Origin of the sequence: Streptomyces purpureus, assembly GCF_014648195.1 — a bacterium.
GTDB lineage: Bacteria > Actinomycetota > Actinomycetes > Streptomycetales > Streptomycetaceae > Streptomyces > Streptomyces purpureus.
Window position 1 is genome coordinate 15,078 of record NZ_BMQQ01000006.1, and the last position, 21,078, is coordinate 36,155.

The following is a 21,078-nucleotide window of genomic DNA, read 5'->3' on the forward strand; positions in this document are numbered from 1 at the left end:
AAAACAAAATGACCGCATTACCTGATACCCGCAGGTAGGTGCGACCATCGGAGGGCGCCGCCGGGCAACCAGCCGGGGCGGCGCAGCAATGAAGCTAGGGAAAGCAGAGGAACTCGGTCATGGCAACGGCGCCCAGCGTCTCGTACTCGATGACGGTCCGGCTGGAGGTGCCCGCGAGCGGAACCGCGGTCTCCCAGCTCACGACGGCCGTGGAGTCCTCCGGAGGCTCCGTGTCCGGCCTCGACGTGACCGCATCCGGCCACGAGAAGCTGCGCATCGACGTCACCATCGCGGCGACCTCGACGACCCACGCGGACGAGATCGTCGAGAAGCTCAGCGGCATCGAGGGCGTCGTCCTCGGCAAGGTCTCCGACCGTACGTTCCTGATGCACCTCGGCGGCAAGATCGAGATGGCGTCCAAGCACCCCATCCGCAACCGCGACGACCTCTCCATGATCTACACCCCCGGTGTCGCGCGCGTGTGCATGGCGATCGCCGAGAACCCCGAGGACGCCCGCCGCCTCACCATCAAGCGCAACTCCGTCGCAGTCGTGACCGACGGGTCCGCCGTCCTCGGCCTCGGCAACATCGGCCCCAAGGCCGCCCTGCCCGTCATGGAGGGCAAGGCGGCCCTCTTCAAGCGCTTCGCCGGCATCGACGCCTGGCCGCTCTGCCTGGACACCCAGGACACCGACGCCATCGTCGAGATCGTCAAGGCCATCGCCCCCGGCTTCGCCGGCATCAACCTCGAGGACATCTCCGCGCCCCGCTGCTTCGAGATCGAGGCCCGGCTGCGTGAGGCCCTGGACATCCCCGTCTTCCACGACGACCAGCACGGCACCGCCATCGTCGTCCTCGCCGCGCTCACCAACGCCCTGCGCGTGGTCGGCAAGGCCGTCGGAGACGTACGGGTCGTCATGTCCGGTGCGGGCGCCGCCGGTACGGCCATCCTCAAGCTCCTCATCGCCGCCGGCGTCAAGCACGCCGTCGTCGCCGACATCCACGGCGTCGTGCACGCCGGCCGCGAGGACCTGGTGGACGCCGCGCCCGGCACGCCGCTGCGCTGGATCGCCGACAACACCAACCCCGAGGGCGTCACCGGCACCCTCAAGGAGGCCGTCGCCGGCGCCGACGTCTTCATCGGCGTCTCCGCCCCGAACCTCCTGGGCGCCGAGGACGTCGCCGCCATGGCCGACGGCGCGATCGTGTTCGCGCTCGCGAATCCCGACCCCGAGGTGGACCCCGCGATCGCCCGCCAGACGGCGGCGGTCGTGGCCACCGGCCGCTCCGACTTCCCCAACCAGATCAACAACGTGCTGGTCTTCCCGGGCGTCTTCCGCGGCCTGCTGGACGCGCAGTCCCGGACGGTCAACACCGAGATGATGCTCGCCGCCGCGGCGGCCCTCGCGGACGTCGTCACCGAGGACGAGCTGAACCCGAACTACATCATCCCGTCCGTCTTCAACGAGAAGGTCGCGGGCGCCGTCGCGGGCGCGGTCCGTACGGCGGCGAAGGCGGCGGGCGCCTCGGTGACGGCGTCCACCTCCGTCTGACATCCGGCGCGTCGCGCTCCTCCGGTCCGTAAACCCGCCCTTAGGGTGGCGGTCCGGCTCCGAAGAGTTCCGGCGGAGTCGACGGAACGTCACCACGGCAAGGCTGTGGCGCTTTTCGTGTGACTCCGAAGGGTGCCGGATTGGCTTTCCCGCCGCTGGTGGGGGCAGGATGCGTATTTGGGCGCGAGGGTCTGTCAGTAGACCCGGGTCCGGGGACTGTCCGAGGGCCCTGGCAGCATCGGCTTCGCTGTGCCCAATGTGCGGCACCGCCGCGTGGCACGCCTAACAGCAAGAAGAACACGGGAGTAACAACATGAACCGCAGTGAGCTGGTGGCCGCCCTGGCCGACCGCGCCGAGGTGACCCGCAAGGACGCCGACGCCGTGCTGGCCGCTCTCGCCGAGACCGTCGGCGAGGTCGTCGCCAAGGGCGACGAGAAGGTCACCATCCCCGGCTTCCTGACCTTCGAGCGCACCCACCGTGCCGCTCGCACCGCTCGTAACCCGCAGACCGGCGACCCGATCAACATCCCGGCCGGCTACAGCGTGAAGGTCTCCGCGGGCTCGAAGCTCAAGGAAGCCGCCAAGGGCAAGTAAGCAGGCCTGTAGGGCTTACGAGGGCGGCCACCCTGTCAGGGGGTGGCCGCCCTTCTGTTTGCCCGTGTGCGGGCGCTACAGACATGCGAACGGCCCCTCGCGCGGGCGAGGGGCCGTTCGTACGGCCGTACGGCGCTGGCGGGTCGTCAGACGACGGTGCCGCCGGGGAGTTCGACCTTCGCGCCCAGCTCCACCAGCTTGTCCATGCTGTGCTGGCCCGGGGGATGACCCCCGGACCCCCAGCCGGAGGGCGTCCGTGGCGGGCCCGGACGGGGCGGAGCCGGCCTCCACCGTCGTGGGGGCCGGCTCCGTAGGTACGGTGGGTCGTCAGACGACGGTGCCGCCGGGGAGTTCGACCTTCGCGCCCAGCTCCACCAGCTTGTCCATGCTGTGCTGGCCCGGGGGATGACCCCCGGACCCCCAGCCGAAGGGCGGTCCGCGGCGGGCCCGTACGGCGCGGAGCCGGCCTCCACCGTCGTGGGGGCCGGCTCCGTCGGTGCGGCGGGTCGTCAGACGACGGTGCCGCCGGGGAGTTCGACCTTCGCCCCCAGCTCCACCAGCTTGTCCATGAAGTTCTCGTAGCCGCGGTTGATCAGGTCGATGCCGTGGACCCGGGACGTGCCCTGGGCCGCCAGGGCCGCGATCAGGTACGAGAAGCCGCCGCGGAGGTCGGGGATGACCAGATCGGCGCCCTGGAGCTTCGTGGGGCCCGACACGACCGCGGAGTGGAGGAAGTTGCGCTGGCCGAAGCGGCAGTCCGAACCGCCCAGGCACTCGCGGTACAGCTGGATGTGAGCACCCATCTGGTTCAGCGCCGACGTGAAGCCGAGCCGCGACTCGTACACCGTCTCGTGCACGATGGACAGACCCGTCGCCTGCGTCAGCGCCACCACCAGCGGCTGCTGCCAGTCCGTCTGGAAGCCGGGGTGGACGTCCGTCTCCAGGGCGATCGACTTCAGCTGCCCGCCCGGGTGCCAGAAGCGGATGCCCTCGTCGTCGATCTCGAAGGCGCCGCCGACCTTCCGGTACGTGTTCAGGAAGGTCATCATCGAGCGCTGCTGCGCGCCGCGCACATAGATGTTGCCCTCGGTCGCCAGCGCCGCCGACGCCCAGGACGCCGCCTCCAGACGGTCCGGGAGCGCCCGGTGGGTGTAGCCGCCGAGCTTGTCGACACCGGTGATCCGGATCGTCCGGTCGGTGTCCATGGAGATGATCGCGCCCATCTTCTGCAGCACGCAGATGAGGTCCTCGATCTCCGGCTCCACGGCCGCGTTGGACAGCTCGGTGACGCCCTCGGCCAGCACGGCCGTGAGCAGCACCTGCTCGGTCGAGCCGACCGAGGGGTACGGCAGACGGATCTTGGTGCCGCGCAGCCGCTGCGGAGCCTCCAGGTACTGCCCGTCCTCGCGCTTCTCGATCGTCGCGCCGAACTGCCGCAGCACGTCGAAGTGGAAGTCGATCGGCCGACCGCCGATGTCGCAGCCGCCCAGGCCCGGGATGAAGGCGTGACCGAGGCGGTGCAGCAGCGGGCCGCAGAACAGGATCGGGATGCGCGACGACCCCGCGTGGGCATCGATGTCGGCGACGTTGGCCGACTCGACGTGCGTCGGGTCGAGGATCAGCTCGCCCGGCTCCTCGCCGGGGCGGACCGTCACACCGTGGAGCTGGAGCAGTCCGCGGACCACACGGACGTCACGGATGTCGGGCACATTGCGCAGTCGGCTCGGCTCGCTGCCGAGCAGGGCGGCGACCATCGCCTTGGGCACGAGGTTCTTCGCGCCGCGGACGCGGATCTCGCCCTCCAGCGGGGTTCCGCCGTGGACAAGCAGGACATCGTCTGTGCCGGTCATGAATCTCGCGTTCCGGAGGGGCCCCCTCTGTCGTACGAGGGGGAGGTCGGGCAGGGCCAGGGAAAAGGGTACGGGCCTTCTACCCCCGTTCTGTAAGTCCAAGGGGGCCTGTCAGATGTAATGAATTCGGCACAACACCCTCCGTTCCCGCGATCTTGCGGAGCGTCACGGTCCGGTTGCCTGGAGGGGCGCCGCCGGAGAGTGCGGGAGGCGTACGGGGCGCACATCGCCGGCCGTCCGCCGCGGACTGTCCCGCACACCCCCCGCGAAGGCCGAAGATGGGGGATCATGTCTCGCATGACCGAGGTGTCCTCGCTCACAGGACGGCTGCTCGTCGCCACGCCCACGCTGGCGGATCCGAACTTCGACCGCGCGGTGGTGCTGCTCCTCGACCACGACGACGAGGGCTCCCTCGGCGTGGTCCTCAACCGGCCCACCCCGGTCACCGTCGGGGACATCCTCGAACAGTGGTCGCCGCTGGCCGGCGATCCGGGCGTGGTCTTCCAGGGTGGCCCCGTCTCCCTCGACGCCGCCCTCGGCCTCGCCGTGATCCCGGGCGACGAGGGCCCCCTCGGCTGGCGCCGGGTGTACGGCGCGATCGGCCTGGTGGACCTGGAGACCCCGCCGGAACTGCTCGCCGCCGCCCTCGGCTCCCTGCGGATCTTCGCCGGCTACGCGGGCTGGGGCCCCGGCCAGCTGGAGGAGGAGCTCACGGGCGGAGCCTGGTACGTCGTCGAGTCGGAGCCCGGCGACGTCTCCTCCCCCCACCCCGAATCCCTCTGGCGCGCGGTCCTGCGCCGCCAGCGCAGCGAGCTCGCCATGGTCGCCACCTACCCGGACGACCCGTCGCTCAACTGATCCCGCGGCCCTTCAGTACCCTTGGGATCCATGAGCACTCTTGAGCCCGAGCGCGGGGCAGGTACGGGGACCCTCGTAGAGCCGACGCCGCAGGTGTCCCATGGCGACGGCGACCACGAGCGCTACGCCCATTACGTCCAGAAGGACAAGATCATGGCGAGTGCCCTCGACGGCACTCCCGTGGTGGCACTGTGCGGGAAGGTCTGGGTCCCGGGGCGTGACCCCAAGAAGTACCCGGTCTGCCCGATGTGCAAGGAGATCTACGAGTCCATGGGCGCCGGTGGTGGCGACAAGGACAAGGGCGGCAAGGACAAGTAACAGCGGTCCTTCCGTCGGGGCGGCCCCCGGAGCGTGCAGGTGCGCGCTCCGGGGGCCGTTTGCCGTTCACAGGCGTGCCGCCATCCTGACGCGTTGCATCCTGTGCGTTCGCTGGTCACAGAGTGGTTGAGACCACTTGTCCGCTTGTTTGGGCGGCCCTAACCTCACGCGTGTTGTGCAGCACGAAACGTTCGTTGCGCATGCTGCAACGCCGATGGGGGGAGCCCCGAAATGAAGCTGTCCGCCCGAATCGCCGCCCCGGTCACGGCACTTGTGCTGGCCGGCCTCACCGCCACCGCCTGCGCCCCGGCAACCTCCGGCGGCTCCGCCACCCAGGACGAGAAGAGCGGCACCCTGCGCGTCTGGCTCTTCCAGGAGGTCAACAACAAGCCCAAGGAGCAGGTCGTCGACGCGGCCGTGGCGGCGTTCGAGAAGCGGCACAAGGGGGCGAAGGCCGAGGTCGAGTACATCCCCGTCGACACCCGCGCCCAGCGCATCAAGGCAGCCTTCAACGACCCCAAGAGCGCCCCCGACCTGATCGAGTACGGCAACACCGACACGGCCGGCTACGTGAAGGACGGCGGACTCGCCGACGTCAGCGCCGACTTCGGGTCATGGGCGGACGCCAGGGACACCGACCCGACCGCCCGCGCCTCGGTCACCGTGGACGGAAAGGTCTATGGCGCCCCGCTGTTCGTCGGCGTACGGGCCCTCTACTACCGCACCGACGTCCTCAAGGAGGTTGGTCTCACCGCGCCCAAGTCGCAGGCCGAGCTGATCGACACGGCGAAGAAGATCCGCAAGGCGAAGCCGGAGCTGTACGGGCTGGCGGTCGGCGGCACGTACACCTACGGCGCGATGCCGTTCATCTGGGCGCACGGCGGCGAACTCGCCACCGGGAGCGGCGGTACGTACAAGGCGGCGGTCAACAGCGAGGCGGCCCGCAAGGGCGTCTCCGCCTACACCTCGCTCTTCGGTGACGACAACTGTCCGGCCGCCAAGTGCGCCTCGATGGGCGGCAACGCGACCGTCACGGCCTTCGCCCAGGGCAAGGCCGCCATGGCGATAGGCGGCGACTTCAGCCATGCGGCGGTGGAGGCGGGTGTGGTGAAGGGGAAGTACGCGGTGGTGCCGCTGCCGGGCGTCGCGGCGGGGTCGATCGCGCCGGCCTTCGCGGGCGGCAACAACCTCGGCGTGCTGAAGAGCACCGGTCACCGCACCCTCGCGGTGGATCTGATGAAGTCCCTGGCGGGCAAGGAGACCCAGGCCAAGCTCTTCGACGCGATGGGCTTCCTGCCGACGTACACGGACGTACGGGCCGACGTGGCGAAGAAAGAGCCTTTCGTGAAGCCCTTCGTCGACTCGCTCGGCGCGGGGGCCAAGTTCGTCCCGGCGTCGCCCGCCTGGGGCCAGATCGACGCCTCGGCCGTGCTGCCGACGATGCTCCAGGAGATTGTCAGCGGCCGTAAGGACGTGGCGGCGGCGACGGACGACGCGGCGAGGAAGATGGACGCGGCGTTCGCGGCCGCGGGCTGAGCGCGATGACGGACGGTACGAAGACCGACCGGAAGACCGACCGTACGAAGGCCGGCAGGATGACGACCCGGGCCGCCCATCTGCCTCGTAAAGGCACCGAGGCGCGCGTGGGCGCCGTCCCGGCCGGCGTGCGGCGGGGACACCCCGGATGGACGCCGTGGCTCTATCTCCTGCCCGCGCTCGTGGTGCTCGGCGGGCTGCTCGTCTACCCCATCTACCAGCTCGGCCTGATCTCCTTCCTGGAGTACACCCAGGCCCAGGTCAGCGGCGGGGAACCGACCTCCTTCCAGGGGCTCGGCAACTACTCCGCCCTCTTCTCCGACAGCCAGTTCTGGCAGGTCCTGCTCGCCACCGTGCTGTTCGCCGCCGCCTGCGTCCTCGCCACGCTCGCCGTGGGCTGCGCGCTGGCCGTGCTGCTCACCCGGATCCGCGCGGTGCCCCGGCTCGCGCTGATGCTGGCGGCGCTCGGCGCCTGGGCGACCCCCGCCGTCACCGGCTCCACGGTCTGGGTCTTCCTCTTCGACCCGGACTACGGGCCGGTCAACCGACTGCTCGGCCTGGGCGACTTCTCCTGGACGTACGGGCGCTACAGCGCCTTCGCGCTCGTCCTCTTCGAAGTGGTGTGGTGTTCCTTCCCGTTCGTGATGGTGACCGTGTACGCGGGCATCAAGGCCATCCCGTCCGAGGTTCTGGAGGCGGCGGCGCTGGACGGCGCCTCCCAGTGGCGGACCTGGCGCTCCGTCATGGCGCCGATGCTCCGGCCCATCCTGGTCGTCGTCACGATCCAGTCGATCATCTGGGACTTCAAGGTCTTCACCCAGATCTATGTGATGACGAACGGCGGCGGCATCGCCGGCCAGAACCTCGTCCTCAACGTCTACGCCTACCAGAAGGCCTTCGCCTCCTCCCAGTACAGCCTGGGCTCCGCGATCGGCGTCGTCATGCTGCTGATCCTGCTGGCCGTGACGCTGGTCTACCTCCGCCTGCTGCGCCGCCAGGGAGAAGAACTGTGAGCCCGCTCCGTGTCCCCGTCCGTATCCGCAAGCCGGGGCGGCTCCTCGCCGAGGCGGCCGCGCTGCTGGTCGCCGCCGTGGTCGCCTTCCCGCTGTACTGGATGGTCCTCTCGGCGTTCAAACCCGCCGGTGAGATCCAGTCGACGGAGGCCAGGCCGTGGACGGGGTCCCCGTCCCTGGACTCCTTCCGCCGGGTCTTCGAGCAGCAGGACTTCGGGCGGTACTTCCTCAACTCGGCTCTCGTCGCGGGCGCGGTCGTGGTCGCGTCCGCGCTGATCGCCTTCCTCGCCGCGACGGCCGTGACCCGCTTCCGTTTCCGGTTCCGCACGACTCTGCTGATCATGTTTCTCGTCGCCCAGATGGTGCCGATCGAGGCGCTGACCATCCCGCTGTTCTTCCTCATGCGGGACTTCGGGCAGCTGAACACGCTGGGCGCGCTGATCCTGCCGCACATCGCCTTCTCCCTGCCGTTCGCGATCTGGATGCTGCGCGGCTTCGTGAAGGCGGTCCCCGAGGCCCTGGAGGAGGCCGCCGCCCTCGACGGCGCGAGCCGGTCCAGGTTCCTGTGGCAGATCCTCTTTCCGCTGGTCTTCCCGGGGCTCGTGGCGACGAGTGTCTTCTCTTTCATCTCGACCTGGAACGACTTCCTGTTCGCGAAGTCGTTCATCATCAGCGACACCTCCCAGTCGACTCTGCCCATGGCGCTGCTGGTGTTCTTCAAGCCGGACGAGAACGACTGGGGAGGCATCATGGCCGCCTCGACCGTCATGACGATTCCGGTGCTCGTCTTCTTCGTACTCGTACAGCGCCGTCTGGTCTCGGGCCTCGGCGGCGCGGTCAAGGACTGACGCGATGACCGATACGGATCTGCTTCCCCTGCCCCTGGCGGTCGAGCACCGGGGGAGCGCCCCCGGGTACGTCTCGCTCGACGACCGCGCCACGCTGGACGCGGGGCCCGGCACGGAGTCCACCGCCCGCTGGCTGCGGTCCGCGCTCGGCGCCGCGACCGGACTGCCACTGGCCGACGGCCCCGGCCCGCACGCGATCCGGCTGCGGATCAGGGAGCGGACGCAGGCGGGGACGGAGCGGGGGTACGGGCCCGAGGACTACCGCCTCTCCACCGAAGACCCGGACGCGGCCGTCGTCATCGAAGGCGGCGGTCCCGCCGGGGTGTTCTGGGGCGCCCAGACCCTGCGGCAGCTCCTCGGCCCCGACGCGTACCGCAAGGCGCCCGTCGCACCGGGCCCTCGCTGGGACCTGCCCCAAGTCACCGTCACCGACGGTCCCCGCTTCCGCTGGCGCGGCCTCATGCTCGACGTCTCACGGCACTTCCTCCCCAAGGACGACGTGCTGCGCTACCTCGACCTGCTCGCCGTGCACAAGCTCAACGTCTTCCACTTCCACCTCACCGACGACCAGGGCTGGCGCATCGAGATCAGACGCCACCCCCGCCTCACCGAGGTCGGCGCCTGGCGTGCCCGTACGAAATGGGGGCACCGTGCCTCACCGCTGTGGACGGACGTCCCGCACGGCGGCCACTACACCCAGGACGACATCCGCGAGATCGTCGCGTACGCCGCCGAGCGGCATATCACCGTCGTCCCCGAGATCGACATCCCCGGACACTCGCAGGCCGCCATCGCCGCGTACCCGGAACTGGGCAACACCGACGTCATCGACACCACCACCCTCTCCGTCTGGGACACCTGGGGCATCAACCCGAACGTACTCGCCCCCACTGACAACACCCTCCGCTTCTACGAGGGCGTCTTCGAGGAGGTCCTGGAGCTCTTCCCCTCGACGTTCATCCATGTGGGCGGCGACGAGTGCCCCAAGGACCAGTGGAAGGCCTCGCCCACCGCCCAGGCCCGGATCGCGGAGCTCGGCGTCGGCGACGAGTACGGGCTCCAGTCGTGGTTCGTCCGCCACTTCGACCGCTGGCTCGCCGCCCGTGGCCGCCGCCTCATCGGCTGGGACGAGATCCTGGAGGGCGGACTCGCGCCGGGCGCCGCTGTGTCCTCCTGGCGCGGTTACGCGGGCGGCATCGCCGCCGCCGAGGCCGGGCACGACGTCGTCATGTGCCCGGAGCAACAGGTCTACCTGGACCACCGTCAGGCGCCGGGCGACGACGAGCCGGTGCCGATCGGTTACGTCCGCACCCTGAAGGACGTCTACCGCTTCGACCCCGTACCGCCACGGCTGTCGGCCGAGGCCGCCGCCCACGTCCTGGGGACCCAGGCCAACGTCTGGACGGAGGTCATGGAGAACCGCTCCCGCGTCGACTACCAGGTCTTCCCCCGTCTCGCCGCGCTCGCCGAGGTCGCCTGGTCCGAGCTGCCCGCCCCGCACGCGCGCGACTTCACGGATTTCGAGCGGCGAATGACCGCCCACTACAGGCGGCTTGACGCCCTCGGCGTCGACTACCGGCCGCCCGGCGGCCCGTTGCCGTGGCAGCGGCGCCCGGGGGTGATCGGACGCCCGATCGAAGGTGCGCCCCCAAACGTGTGAGCCCGGCCCCCGGAGGGTGCTGCTGACCCGGCCGCCTGGGACGGTGGACGCCCGTCAGGTCCGGTCCCCGCGGCCGTTGGGCCCTGCCGGTCATAAGTCGTACAAGGTTCGCCGAAGAGTGGCAATACGCATCTGCCGCCGATGCCGTGGCAAAACGGGTCATCTGCCAGGTCAGCGGACGTCCGGTGCGGAAGTGCGCTTCGCGGACCCTCGCGTCGCACGGCTCCGAAGATGTGCCAGAGTTGCCACGTCCGGGCTGTGAGCACGTACGGTACGGCCACACAGGACACCGGGAAGGGGCAGCTGGGTTGACCACGCACGCACCGCAGGCGGCGCAGTCCGTGATGCTGCCTGCCTCGCTCGACGAGGCCGTGGCGGCGCTCAGCGCCATGCCCGCCGCCGTGCCCGTCGCGGGCGGCACCGATCTGATGGCCGCCGTCAACAAGGGTCAGCTGCGTCCGGCCGGACTCGTCGGCCTGGGCCGGATCAACGAGACCCGGGGCTGGCAGTACCAGGACGGCAACGCCCTCCTCGGCGCCGGACTCACCCACGCCCGGATGGGCCGCCCCGACTTCGCCGCCCTGATCCCCGCGCTCGCCGCCTCCGCGCGGGCCGCCGGCCCGCCGCAGATCCGTAACGCCGGCACCCTCGGCGGCAACATCGTCACCGCCTCCCCGACCGGCGACACCCTGCCCGTGCTCGCCGCCCTTGAGGCGGAGCTGCTGATCTCCGGCCCCACCGGCACCCGCGAGATCCCGGTCTCGCACCTGCTGGCCGGCCGCGAGATCCTCGGGCCCGGCGAACTCATCGGCTTCGTGCGCGTGCCGCTGCTGCACGCCCCGCAGGTCTTCCTGAAGGCGACCGGCCGCACCGGCCCCGGCCGCGCCACCGCCTCGGTCGCCGTCGTCCTCGACCCGGCCCGCCGCGGGGTGCGCTGCGCGGTCGGCGCCATAGCGCCGATGCCGCTGCGCCCGCTGGAGGCGGAGCGCTGGATCGCCTCACTGATCGACTGGGACGGCGAGCGGGGGCTCGCGGCGGAGGCGCTGACGGCGTTCGGCGAGTACGTCGCCGCCGCCTGCATCCCGGACCCGGTGGCCGCCGACGGTCAGGAGCCGCCGGCGCTGCCGCCCGCCGTCCTGCACCTGCGGCGCACGGTCGCCGCGCTGGCCCGACGAGCACTGGGGAGGGCGCTGTCGTGAGCACCGACGACCACATCGACCACACCGAGCACAACGACCACCATGCCGGGCACGCCGGCCATGGTGAGGCCCCGGACCCTGGGCAGCAGTACGGCGCCTGGACCCCCACCCCGCAGAGCGGGGAGTACGAGAGCGACGCCACCGCCTTCGTCCAGCTCCCGCCGGACTTCGGCCTGGACGCGGCCCCGCTGGCCGCCCCCGGACACGGCTACGTGCCCCCGCACTTCAACCCGCCGATGATCACCCCGCTGACCCCGGCCGCCGCGACGGATCCCGCCGCCACCGGCAGCTGGGCCGTGCGGCAGCCCGGCGACCCGTCCGGCGAGCAGGTCGTGTGGCCCGAGCCGGGCGCGGCGGCCGGGGCGGCCCAGGAAGCCGCCCAGGAGCCCGCCTCGCAGGCGATCGAGCCCGACCCGCACGCGACGGCCCAGTGGAGCTTCACGGAGGCGCTGGACGCCCCCACGGCCCCCGCACCGCCCGCGGCTCCCTCGGAGCTCACCGGTCAGTGGACGATTCCGGTGGCCCAGGGGGATCTTCCGGACGAGTCGGGCGAGTTCACGACATCGGCGCTTCTGTCCCAGTGGGGCGGAGGCACCCCGCCCGCCACCCTGCCCGGCGGCGCCCCCGCGCCCTGGGCGGCCGAGCTCGCCGAGGCGGAGGCTGCCGAGGCCGCGGAGGCGGAGGCTGCCGCGCTCGCCGCCGCCCAGGAGGCCGAGTCCGAAGCCGCGCCCGTCGAGCCCGGCGCACCGGCCGCGCCCGAGGTGCACGGCCCGCCGACGCTCCCGGGCGGCGCCCCCGCGCCCTGGGCGACGGAGACGGCCGAACAGGCCCCGCAGGAGCCCACGTCGGCGGAGACGGTCGAGCCCGCGCTGCCCGAGGAGCCCGTGGCCCTCGCCGCTGAAGCTGCGGAAGCCGCCGACGCCCCGGAGGCTCTGGAAGCCCTGGGGGCCGCGCAGGTTCAGGCGCCGCAGGAGACCCCCTCGGCTCCCGAGACCCCCGCGGCACCGGAGGCTCACGAGGAGCCGGCCGCCCCACCGCCCGCGCCCGCCACGCCCACCCACAGCAGCGACAGCGACGAGCACCCCCACACCTCCTACGTCCTGCGCGTCAACGGCACCGACCGGCCCGTCACCGACTCCTGGATCGGCGAATCCCTGCTCTACGTCCTGCGCGAGCGCCTCGGCCTCGCCGGCGCCAAGGACGGCTGCTCCCAGGGCGAATGCGGCGCCTGCAACGTCCAGGTCGACGGCCGGCTCGTCGCCTCCTGCCTGGTCCCCGCGGCCACGGCGGCCGGCAGCGAGGTCCGTACCGTCGAAGGCCTCGCCGTCGACGGCGAACCCTCCGACGTCCAGCGCGCCCTCGCCAAGTGCGGCGCCGTCCAGTGCGGCTTCTGCATCCCCGGCATGGCGATGACCGTCCACGACCTCCTGGAGGGCAACCACGCCCCCAGCGAGCTGGAGACCCGCCAGGCCCTCTGCGGCAATCTCTGCCGCTGCTCGGGCTACCGGGGCGTCCTCGACGCCGTACGGGAAGTGGTCGCCGGGCGCGAGGCGTCCGCCGCGGCCGCTTCGGCCCAGACCCCGGACCAGCCCCGCATCCCGCATCAGGTTCCCCACCCGCACGACGGAGGCATGGCGTGAGCAACGACGCGGCCACCGCCACCATGGCGGTCGACGGACCCCAGCAGGAGCCGTCGGCCCACGGCCTCGGCGCGTCCCTGCCGGCGGCCGACGCGCGTGCCAAGACCGAGGGCACGTTTCCGTACGCCTCCGACCTGTGGGCCGAAGGCCTGCTCTGGGCCGCGATCCTGCGCTCGCCGCACCCGCACGCCCGGATCGTCTCGGTCGACACCACGGCCGCCACCGAAATGCCCGGGGTACGGGCCGTGGTGATGCACGCCGACGTCCCCGGGGACCCGGCCTACGGCCGTACCGTCGCCGACCGGCCCGTCTTCGCCACCGATCTCGTACGCCACCACGGCGAGGCCATCGCCGCCGTCGCCGCCGACCACCCCGACACCGCCCGGCTCGCCGCGGCCGCGATCGCCGTCGAGTACGAAGTACTCGACCCGGTCACCGACCCGGAGAAGGCGTTCGCCGCCGAGCCGCTGCACCCCGACGGCAACCTGATCCGCCACATCCCGCTGCGCTACGGCGACCCCGACGCCACCGGTGACGTCGTCGTCGAGGGCCTGTACCGCATCGGCCGCCAGGACCCCGCCCCCATCGGCGCCGAGGCCGGCCTCGCCGTGCCCCGCCCCGACGGCGGGGTGGAGATCTACACCGCCTCCACCGACCCGCACACCGACCGCGACCTCGCCGCCGCCTGCTTCGGCCTCGCCCCCGAACAGGTCAAGGTCGTCGTCACCGGCGTCCCCGGCGCCACCGGCGACCGCGACGACCCCGGCTTCCAGATCCCGCTCGGCCTGCTCGCCCTGCGCACCGGCTGCCCGGTCAAACTGGCCGCCACCCGCGAGGAGTCCTTCCTCGGCCACGCCCACCGCCACCCCACCCTGCTGCGCTACCGCCACCACGCGGACGCCGAAGGCCGGCTGGTGAAGGTGGAGGCGCAGATCCTCCTCGACGCGGGCGCCTACGCCGACGCCTCCTCGGAGTCCCTCGCCGCCGCGGTCGCCTTCGCCTGCGGCCCGTACGTCGTCCCGCACGCCTTCGTCGAAGGCTGGGCGGTCCGGACGAACAACCCGCCCTCCGGGCATGTGCGCGGCGAAGGCGCGATGCAGGTCTGCGCCGCCTACGAGACCCAGATGGACAAGCTGGCGGCCAAGCTCGGCCTGGAGCCGACCGACATCCGCATGCGCAACGTCCTCGCCACCGGTGACCTCCTCCCCACCGGTCAGACCGTGACCTGCCCCGCACCGGTCGCCGAACTACTCACGGCCGTACGGGACTTCCCCCTCCCCTCGCTCCCCAAGGACGCCCCGGAGGACGACTGGCTGCTGCCCGGCGGCCCCGAGGGCGCGGGCGAGCCGGGCGCCGTACGCCGAGGCGTCGGCTACGCCCTCGGCATGGTCCACATGCTCGGCGCCGAAGGCACCGACGAGGTCTCCACGGCCACGGTCAAGGTCCAGGACGGCGTCGCGACCGTCATCTGCGCGGCCGTCGACACGGGCCAGGGCTTCGCCACACTGGCCCGCCAGATCGTGCAGGAGACGCTCGGCATCGACGAGGTGCACGTGGCCTCCGTCGACACCGACCAGCCCCCGGCCGGCCCCGCGACGCACGGCCGCCACACCTGGGTCTCCGGCGGCGCCGTCGAACGGGCCGCCAAGATGGTCCGTACGCAGCTGCTGCAGCCGCTGGCCCACAAGTTCGGCATGTCCACCGAACTGCTCCAGATCACCGACGGCAAGATCACCTCGTACGACGGGGTGCTGTCCACGACGGTCACGGAGGCCATGGACGGCAAGGAACTCTGGGCCACCGCCCAGTGCCGCCCCCACCCCACCGAACCCCTGGACGACGCGGGCCAGGGCGACGCCTTCGTCGGCCTCGCCTTCTGCGCCATCCGCGCGGTCGTGGACGTCGACATCGAACTCGGCTCGGTCCGGGTCGTCGAGATGGCCGTCGCCCAGGACGTGGGCCGCATCCTCAACCCGGCCCAGCTCGCCACCCGTATCGAGGCGGGCGTCACCCAGGGCGTCGGCGCGGCCCTCACGGAGAACCTCCGCACCGCCCGCGGCATGATCCGTCACCCGGACTTCACCGGCTACGCACTCCCGACATCCCTGGACGCCCCGGACATTCGCATCGTCAAACTCCTTGAGGAACGGGACGTCGTGGCCCCCTTCGGCGCGAAGGCGGCGAGCGCGGTCCCGGTCGTCACATCCCCGGCCGCGGTCGCCTCGGCGGTCCGCGCGGCCACAGGCAGGCCGGTCAACCGCCTCCCGATCCGGCCGCAGGCGGCCGTGGCGGCGCCGAACGCCACGTAACTGGTCACCGTGTGATCCGCGTTGCTTCTGCAATCCGGAGATGCGCGGTGTCACCGCTGCTGACTACAGTGATCTCCGAAGCTTTGTGTGAAACGGGGAGGCGTCGGGGGTCATGGCGGGCAGTAGCGGTTCAGAAGCGATGTCGGGCAGCGAGCGTTCGCTGCGCGCGGTCAATCCGGCGCTGGCGTCGGCGCTGTACGACCCGGAGTCCATGAAGGACTTCAAGGGCCGGATCGACCGCCTGCTGCAGGGGCTGAGGGAATCACCGGCCAGCCCCGACAAGGTGGGCACCGACCGCGTCGAGCGCACCCAGTTCGGCGGCGGCGGGGGCGCCTGGGCCGAGGCGTCCGGGCTCTTCACCGCGTACGGCAACGTCATCACGCAGCTGGAGAAGCTGTCGCAGCTGCTGGCGGACTGCATGGAGGGCATGGGCATCGCGGTTGTCGCGTCCAAGGACGGCTTCGAGAACCTGGACGACGACATTCGTCGCCGGATGATGGCCATCAACGCGCGTACGGAGAAGCACTACGACCCCAAGCGCGACCCGGTCGCCCGGGAGAAGGCCGAAAAGGAAGCCGAGAAGCAGGGCCAGCCGGCCACACCGCCCCAGGGCGGCGACACGGCGGGCGGCAACGGCGGACTGGACGAGTAGGGCTGCGAGGGACGCGAAACGCGTTCCATGTATTCCGACTTCCTGTTCCAAACTTCCTACTTCGCGTACGACTTCGCGCACTACGGGGATTGACGAGGCAGACAGATGGCTGAAAAACATGACGGCGGCGGTGGGGGCTCGACCTCGTTCGAGTCGATGTCGCATCAGCAGATGCTGGAGTGGCTCGACCAGGCCAGCAGCTTCTACGTCAAGGCGGCGTCCGACAAGCTGACCCTGGCGGCGGGCGAGATCAAGGAGATCGCCCAGCAGCTCCAGTTCCGCCCGGAACGGGTGGAGTGGAAGGGCGAGGCCTTCCAGGAGTTCAAGGACTGGGGCTCGAGCCTGGCGAGCGCCACGTGGCGCCTCGCGTACTACAGCGAGGACGCGGCGAAGTGGATGAGCGACGCGTCGGACGCGATCGCCCTGGCCCAGAGCGCTATCCCGCGGTACACCTCGCACAAGCAGGCCCAGGAGAACTTGGACGCGGCGAAGTCGGCCAAGAACGACCCTGACGCGAGGACCGTGAAGGACAACGCGGAGGCCTCCCTGGCGAAGAAGGAGGAGGAGAACCGGCTGGCGGCGGCGGCCGAGATGCGGAAGCTGTCGCAGACGTACTCGCAGTCCAGCACGGAGATGGGGAAGCTGGAGGTACCGACGTTCCAGCCGCCGCCGACGGCGTTTGTGCCGCACTCCGAGGAGGAGCGTGGCGGATACGGCCAGGACATGTCCCGCTCCGCGGCCTACGGGGGCGGCGGCGTAGGCGATTCCGGGGCGACTGGAACGACTCGTCCTCCTGTGACTCGTCCTAACGACGATTTCACTCCGATTCCGCCGGGCGACGAGAGGAACGGGACTCGGCCCGGCAACACGGCCCGGCCGGAGCCGCCTGTCGACCTCAACATCGACAGCGTGCAGACGCTTCCGCCTCCCACCGCGACTCCGCCGCAGACAACGCCGCCGGTTGTACAGCCGCCCCTCGGTAAGCCCGAGATCGGCCCGATGCCTACCCCGATCGTTCCGGGTGTGCCGCCGCGTACCAACGGCCTGCCCCCGACCGGCCCGAACGGTGGTCAGCGCGTCCCAACGACCCCACCGCCGGGCAGGCACATGCCCGGTCCCCACCAGACCGGCCCGCTCGGGAAGCTGCCGACGACTCGTGAAGGCATCACGGGCGGAAAGCCGGTCCTGCCCACCACGCAGGGACGGCCGGCAACGGGCCTTCCTCGCACCCCGGTGATCGGGCAGGAACACATGACGGGGCGTGGGCCCACAGGTCAGGCCGGCGGTACGGGTCCGCACCCGGTCGGCGGGCAGAACGGCATCATCGGCGGACGGCGCCTGGCCGGCGAGACCGGAGGCATCGTCGGTGGCCGGGCGCAGCAGCCCGGCGCGACGAGCGCGCGTCCGTTCACGCCGGGCGGCACGGGGCTCGTACGGGGAGCGGCAGCGGGCGACGCGGCTCGTACCGCTGGTCAGGCCATGGGCCGCGGCGGCGCCCCGCACACCCAGGGGACCGGCTCGCAGCGCGAGGAGAACCGCGGCGAGCGGCCGGACTACCTGGTCGAGGACGAAGAGACCTGGCAGCAGGGCAACCGTCGTGTCGCGCCGCCGGTCATCGACTGATTGAGAGGAAGTAGATGCGTACCAGCAGTACTCGTTCGGTTCGTGGTCGGGCCGTTGTCTCGACCGCTCTGGGGATGCTGCTGGTGGGCATCGCATCCGTGCCGGCGCACGCCGAGACGATCCGCTCCAAGCAGTGGCACCTCGACGCCATGGGTGCGGAGAAGATCTGGAAGCTGAGCACGGGTGAGGGAGTGACGGTCGCCGTCATCGACAGCGGCGTCGACAAGAACAACCCCGACCTGGCCGGGCGGGTGCTCAAGGGGAAGAACCTCGAGCCCAATGAGCCGGGCGACGAGCAGACCGATTACTCCAGTCATGGAACGGGGATGGCCGGGCTCATCGCAGGCACAGGGAAGAGCGGCGGGGGAGACGGCGCGTTCGGCCTTGCCCCGGGAGCGAAGATCCTTCCAATCCGCATGCCGCGGTCGGGTAAGACCGGTAGCCAGAAGGACGGCGACCTTCGCTTCAACAAGAAGGCCTCCGTCGCCATCCGTTTCGCCGCCGACGCAGGCGCCAAGGTCATCAACATCTCCATGGGAGCCAAGGAAGGCTCGCCACAGCTCACCGATGCTGTGCAGTACGCCTTGGACAAGAACTCTTTGGTTTTTGCCGCTGTGGGTAACTCGGGTCATCTCGGCAACGGGCGCGAATACCCCGCCGCCACCCCCGGTGTCGTAGGCGTGGGTGCGATCGACAAGAACCTGAAAAAGATCAAAATGTCCCAGACGGGACCCCAGGTCGACGTCGTCGCCCCCGGCGACAAGATGGTCCACGCCTGCGGCGGCAAGACCGGCCTGTGCGAAACCGGCGGCACCAGCGACGCCACCGCCCTCGCCTCCGCCACCGCCGCGCTCATCTGGTCCAAGCACCCCGACTGGACCAACAACCAGGTCCTCAAGGTCATGCTCAACACCGTCAGTGGGTCCACCACCGGTGAGAAGCGCAGTGACTTCATCGGGTACGGCGCCCTGCGCCCCCTCCGGGCGCTGAAGTCGCCCGGAGACCCCGGCCCTGCCGACGTCTACCCGCTGCCGGACCTCGCCGCGGCCGAGGCCAAGTCGCCTTCCCCGCAGGCCTCGTCCCCGGCATCCACAGGAACCGGCACCGACAAGGCTTCCTCCACGCCCGTCGCCGATTCACAGGAAAGCGGCGGCAAGACCGGCCTCTGGATCGGGCTCGGTGTCGCCGCGGTCGTGCTTATCGGAGCCGCCGTGGCCGTGCCGCTCGTGCGGGGGCGGCGAAGCGCCTGAGCCAGGCACCGGCCCCAGCGCCGCCCCTCACACCACCGGGAGCGCCGTCAGCCCGCCGCCCTTCGTCATCACGAAGACGCGGTTGCCGTCGGCGTTGAAGCCCGTGACGTCGCCCTTGGGGCGGTAGGTCAGCATCGACCTGCCGCCCTCCAGCGACACCATGATGACCTCCGGTAGGACGTCCAGGATCCACGCGTGCGTGCCCTGGAGCAGCACCGGGCTCTTGGGGTCGCCGATGGCCGATCCGGACTGCCACAGCAGGGCGCCGTCCGTGCGCCGTACGCGCTGGACGAAGACGCCGCACATCGCGTAGACGGCTCCGTCCACCACGTTCGGGACCGACCAGGCCTCCGGCCTGTCCCAGGCGTCCTTGCTGGGCTTGGTGGTCCAGATCTCCTTGCCGTCGGCGAGCTGCCGTGAGGTGAGGTTCTTGCCGCCGAAGAAGACCCGGTCGCCGTTGATGACCGGTGCGAAGAGGACCTTCGCCCCCGACTCGAACGTCCAGGCCTTGCGGCCGTCGCGGGTGTCGACGGCGAGGATCGTGCCGCTCTCGGCGCACAGGACCAGTCGGCCGAGTGAGGCGGCGCCCCGGGGGCGGATGTCCGTGTCCAGGCGGACCGGGCTGGAGACGGTCCAGCGGATCTTGGCGTCCTCGCGGGAGATCGAACGCAGCTTGCCGGCCTTGGTGACGACATAGACGGCCTCGTCGTCGGCGGCCAGGACGGACCTGGCCTCGGCGTCCGGAGCGGTCCACTTGGGTTCGCCGGTGGAGGCCACGAAGGTCAGCAGCGCGCCGTTCTTCCCGACGGCTGCGACCAGCTGGTCGTCGAGGGAGAGGTAGCGGCCGGTGGCGTCCACGCCGGTGGCCTTCCAGCGTTCCTTGCCGTCCACGACGCTCAGCGCGGCGAGCCCGCCGCCGCGCCTGCCGACGACGATGACGTCGCGGATCGGCTTCGGTGGTGGCGAATCGTCGGCGACCCCGTCGACCTGCCACAGCGGAATGAGCTCGGGGGCGTCGATGCCGAGAGCGACCTCGCCCTTGTTCGGGTCGAGGATGCGGGCCTCGGGGGTCGTGACCGCCGGGGGGATGTCGAACGGCCCCAGCTTCGCCGTGCCGCCCGGGCCCGTGTCGCCGCCGCGCATCAGCCACCACGCCGTCCCGCCGCCACCGGCGGCCAGCACACCGCCGCCCGCCGCCAGGGCCCCGATCAGGCGGCGGCGGGAGACACCGCCACTCTTCGGGACGACCGTGATCTGCCGTACGGTCGACTCGCGGGTCTTGATGTCGGAGGCCAAGGGCCCCTGCCGCCAGGCGCGTTCGGCGCCCTTCGGCGGGACGAACGCCTCGGCGATGAGGGCCGGGGTCGGGCGGGCGGCGGCGTCCTTGGCCAGGCACGGCCCGATCAGCGGGTGCAGGTGGGGCGGGACGTGGCTCAGATCGGGGGTGCCGTGGACGACCTCGTACTGCACGGCCGCCACATGCGCCCCGTCGAAGGCGCGGCGCCCACCGGCCGCGTAGACGAGGACCGCGCCGAGCGAGAACACGTCCGACGGAGGTCCGACGCGCTGGCCGAGGACCTGCTCGGGGGCGCCGTAGCCGGGGGTCACCGGGATCTGGCCGGTGGTGGTGAGCGTCAAGCCGTGCTCGGGCCGGGCGATGCCGAAGTCGATGACCCGCGGCCCCGCCGACGTCAGCACGATGTTGGCGGGCTTCAGATCGCGGTGGATCAGCCCGGCGACGTGGATGTCCTGGAGCGTACGGGCCAGGGCGGAGGCGAGGACGCGAAGGCTCGCCTCGTCCATCGGACCGTACGCCCGTATCGCCTCGTCCAGGGTCGGGCCGGCCAGGAACTCGCAGGCGATCCAGAGCCGTCCGCCCTCGGTCTGCGCGCCCAGCACCCGCGCCACGCCCTTGCTGGTGACGGCCTGGGCCATCTGCGCCTCGCGGACGAACCGCTGGGCGAGATGCCGGTCGTGGGCCAGCTCGGGACGGAGCACCTTCACGGCGGCCGGGCGGCCGGCGCCGTCCTGGGCGAAGTAGACCTTGCCCATGCCGCCTTCGCCCAGGACGCCGAGGAGGCGGTACGGGCCGAGCCGGAGCGGGTCGCCGGTGCCGAGGGGATCCATACGGGTCGATGCCTTCTGAAGGGTGCGTGGGACGGATGAGTGGGACG

The 21,078-nt window shown here is 71.3% G+C and carries 16 protein-coding genes; 14 read left to right on the forward strand and 2 right to left on the reverse strand.

The window, feature by feature from the left end; translation table 11 throughout:
* Positions 1-119 precede the first annotated feature (119 nt).
* Together IEZ01_RS10255 and IEZ01_RS10260 are read left to right on the forward strand one after the other, a co-directional pair.
* The gene (locus tag IEZ01_RS10255; protein WP_019886750.1) at positions 120-1,553 is read left to right on the forward strand and encodes an NAD-dependent malic enzyme; all 1,434 of its coding nucleotides are present in this window, start codon (positions 120-122) and stop codon (positions 1,551-1,553) included.
* 313 nt (positions 1,554-1,866) lie between these two features.
* Positions 1,867-2,148 carry an HU family DNA-binding protein gene (locus IEZ01_RS10260; RefSeq protein ID WP_017237029.1) on the forward strand — a complete coding sequence of 94 codons (282 nt, stop codon included), beginning with the start codon at positions 1,867-1,869 and terminating at the stop codon, positions 2,146-2,148.
* Positions 2,149-2,657: 509 nt separating this feature from the next.
* Here the strand turns inward: IEZ01_RS10260 and murA are convergent.
* Complete coding sequence (murA, locus tag IEZ01_RS10265) at positions 2,658-3,998, reverse strand: UDP-N-acetylglucosamine 1-carboxyvinyltransferase (RefSeq protein ID WP_019886748.1); 1,341 nt, start codon at positions 3,996-3,998, stop codon at positions 2,658-2,660.
* A 297-nt stretch (positions 3,999-4,295) separates the two neighbouring features.
* Here murA and IEZ01_RS10270 point away from each other — a divergent pair, with 297 nt between their 5' ends.
* The 12 genes from IEZ01_RS10270 to mycP all read left to right on the forward strand — a co-directional run bounded on the left by IEZ01_RS10270 (position 4,296) and on the right by mycP (position 18,904).
* The gene (locus IEZ01_RS10270) at positions 4,296-4,856 is read left to right on the forward strand and encodes a YqgE/AlgH family protein (protein WP_189201241.1); all 561 of its coding nucleotides are present in this window, start codon (positions 4,296-4,298) and stop codon (positions 4,854-4,856) included.
* A gap of 30 nt (positions 4,857-4,886) precedes the next feature.
* A complete protein-coding gene (locus IEZ01_RS10275; RefSeq protein ID WP_024761666.1) occupies positions 4,887-5,174 on the forward strand; it encodes a DUF3039 domain-containing protein in 288 nt (95 codons plus the stop codon).
* Between the two features lie 231 nt (positions 5,175-5,405).
* Complete coding sequence (locus tag IEZ01_RS10280) at positions 5,406-6,710, forward strand: extracellular solute-binding protein (RefSeq protein ID WP_189201243.1); 1,305 nt, start codon at positions 5,406-5,408, stop codon at positions 6,708-6,710.
* 59 nt (positions 6,711-6,769) lie between these two features.
* A complete protein-coding gene (locus tag IEZ01_RS10285; RefSeq protein WP_373287593.1) occupies positions 6,770-7,723 on the forward strand; it encodes a carbohydrate ABC transporter permease in 954 nt (317 codons plus the stop codon).
* Entirely contained in the window at positions 7,720-8,571 is an 852-nt protein-coding gene (locus tag IEZ01_RS10290; protein ID WP_189201245.1) for a carbohydrate ABC transporter permease, read from the forward strand. The genes IEZ01_RS10285 and IEZ01_RS10290 overlap by 4 nt, the downstream gene beginning before the upstream one ends.
* A 4-nt stretch (positions 8,572-8,575) precedes the next feature.
* Positions 8,576-10,231: a beta-N-acetylhexosaminidase gene (locus IEZ01_RS10295; protein ID WP_189201247.1), complete on the forward strand. Its 1,656-nt coding sequence runs from the start codon at positions 8,576-8,578 to the stop codon at positions 10,229-10,231.
* A 308-nt stretch (positions 10,232-10,539) separates the two neighbouring features.
* Complete coding sequence (locus IEZ01_RS10300) at positions 10,540-11,430, forward strand: FAD binding domain-containing protein (RefSeq protein ID WP_019886739.1); 891 nt, start codon at positions 10,540-10,542, stop codon at positions 11,428-11,430.
* Entirely contained in the window at positions 11,427-13,070 is a 1,644-nt protein-coding gene (locus IEZ01_RS10305) for a (2Fe-2S)-binding protein (protein ID WP_189201249.1), read from the forward strand. Before IEZ01_RS10300 ends, IEZ01_RS10305 begins: the two co-directional genes overlap by 4 nt.
* Positions 13,067-15,379 carry a xanthine dehydrogenase family protein molybdopterin-binding subunit gene (locus IEZ01_RS10310; RefSeq protein WP_189201251.1) on the forward strand — a complete coding sequence of 771 codons (2,313 nt, stop codon included), beginning with the start codon at positions 13,067-13,069 and terminating at the stop codon, positions 15,377-15,379. Before IEZ01_RS10305 ends, IEZ01_RS10310 begins: the two co-directional genes overlap by 4 nt.
* 139 nt (positions 15,380-15,518) lie before the next feature.
* Positions 15,519-16,031: a DUF2563 family protein gene (locus tag IEZ01_RS10315; RefSeq protein ID WP_019886736.1), complete on the forward strand. Its 513-nt coding sequence runs from the start codon at positions 15,519-15,521 to the stop codon at positions 16,029-16,031.
* A gap of 105 nt (positions 16,032-16,136) precedes the next feature.
* On the forward strand, positions 16,137-17,654 hold the full coding sequence (locus IEZ01_RS10320; protein ID WP_189201253.1) for a DUF4398 domain-containing protein: 1,518 nt from the start codon (positions 16,137-16,139) through the stop codon (positions 17,652-17,654).
* 14 nt (positions 17,655-17,668) lie between these two features.
* A complete protein-coding gene (mycP, locus tag IEZ01_RS10325; protein WP_229832839.1) occupies positions 17,669-18,904 on the forward strand; it encodes a type VII secretion-associated serine protease mycosin in 1,236 nt (411 codons plus the stop codon).
* Positions 18,905-18,931: 27 nt separating this feature from the next.
* Here the strand turns inward: mycP and IEZ01_RS10330 are convergent, their stop codons facing one another.
* On the reverse strand, positions 18,932-21,031 hold the full coding sequence (locus IEZ01_RS10330; protein ID WP_189201255.1) for a serine/threonine-protein kinase: 2,100 nt from the start codon (positions 21,029-21,031) through the stop codon (positions 18,932-18,934).
* Positions 21,032-21,078: the final 47 nt, after the last annotated feature.

Excerpts from the sequence above, each read along its gene's own strand:
- IEZ01_RS10320 (WP_189201253.1), top strand. The coding sequence starts at position 16,137 with ATGGCTGAAAAACATGACGGCGGCGGTGGGGGCTCGACCTCGTTCGAG.
- IEZ01_RS10295 (WP_189201247.1), top strand. The coding sequence starts at position 8,576 with ATGACCGATACGGATCTGCTTCCCCTGCCCCTGGCGGTCGAGCACCGG.
- IEZ01_RS10255 (WP_019886750.1), top strand. The coding sequence starts at position 120 with ATGGCAACGGCGCCCAGCGTCTCGTACTCGATGACGGTCCGGCTGGAG.
- mycP (WP_229832839.1), top strand. The coding sequence starts at position 17,669 with ATGCGTACCAGCAGTACTCGTTCGGTTCGTGGTCGGGCCGTTGTCTCG.
- IEZ01_RS10280 (WP_189201243.1), top strand. The coding sequence starts at position 5,406 with ATGAAGCTGTCCGCCCGAATCGCCGCCCCGGTCACGGCACTTGTGCTG.
- IEZ01_RS10260 (WP_017237029.1), top strand. The coding sequence starts at position 1,867 with ATGAACCGCAGTGAGCTGGTGGCCGCCCTGGCCGACCGCGCCGAGGTG.
- IEZ01_RS10315 (WP_019886736.1), top strand. The coding sequence starts at position 15,519 with ATGTCGGGCAGCGAGCGTTCGCTGCGCGCGGTCAATCCGGCGCTGGCG.
- IEZ01_RS10285 (WP_373287593.1), top strand. The coding sequence starts at position 6,770 with ATGACGACCCGGGCCGCCCATCTGCCTCGTAAAGGCACCGAGGCGCGC.
- IEZ01_RS10270 (WP_189201241.1), top strand. The coding sequence starts at position 4,296 with ATGACCGAGGTGTCCTCGCTCACAGGACGGCTGCTCGTCGCCACGCCC.
- IEZ01_RS10275 (WP_024761666.1), top strand. The coding sequence starts at position 4,887 with ATGAGCACTCTTGAGCCCGAGCGCGGGGCAGGTACGGGGACCCTCGTA.
- murA (WP_019886748.1), bottom strand. The coding sequence starts at position 3,998 with ATGACCGGCACAGACGATGTCCTGCTTGTCCACGGCGGAACCCCGCTG.
- IEZ01_RS10330 (WP_189201255.1), bottom strand. The coding sequence starts at position 21,031 with ATGGATCCCCTCGGCACCGGCGACCCGCTCCGGCTCGGCCCGTACCGC.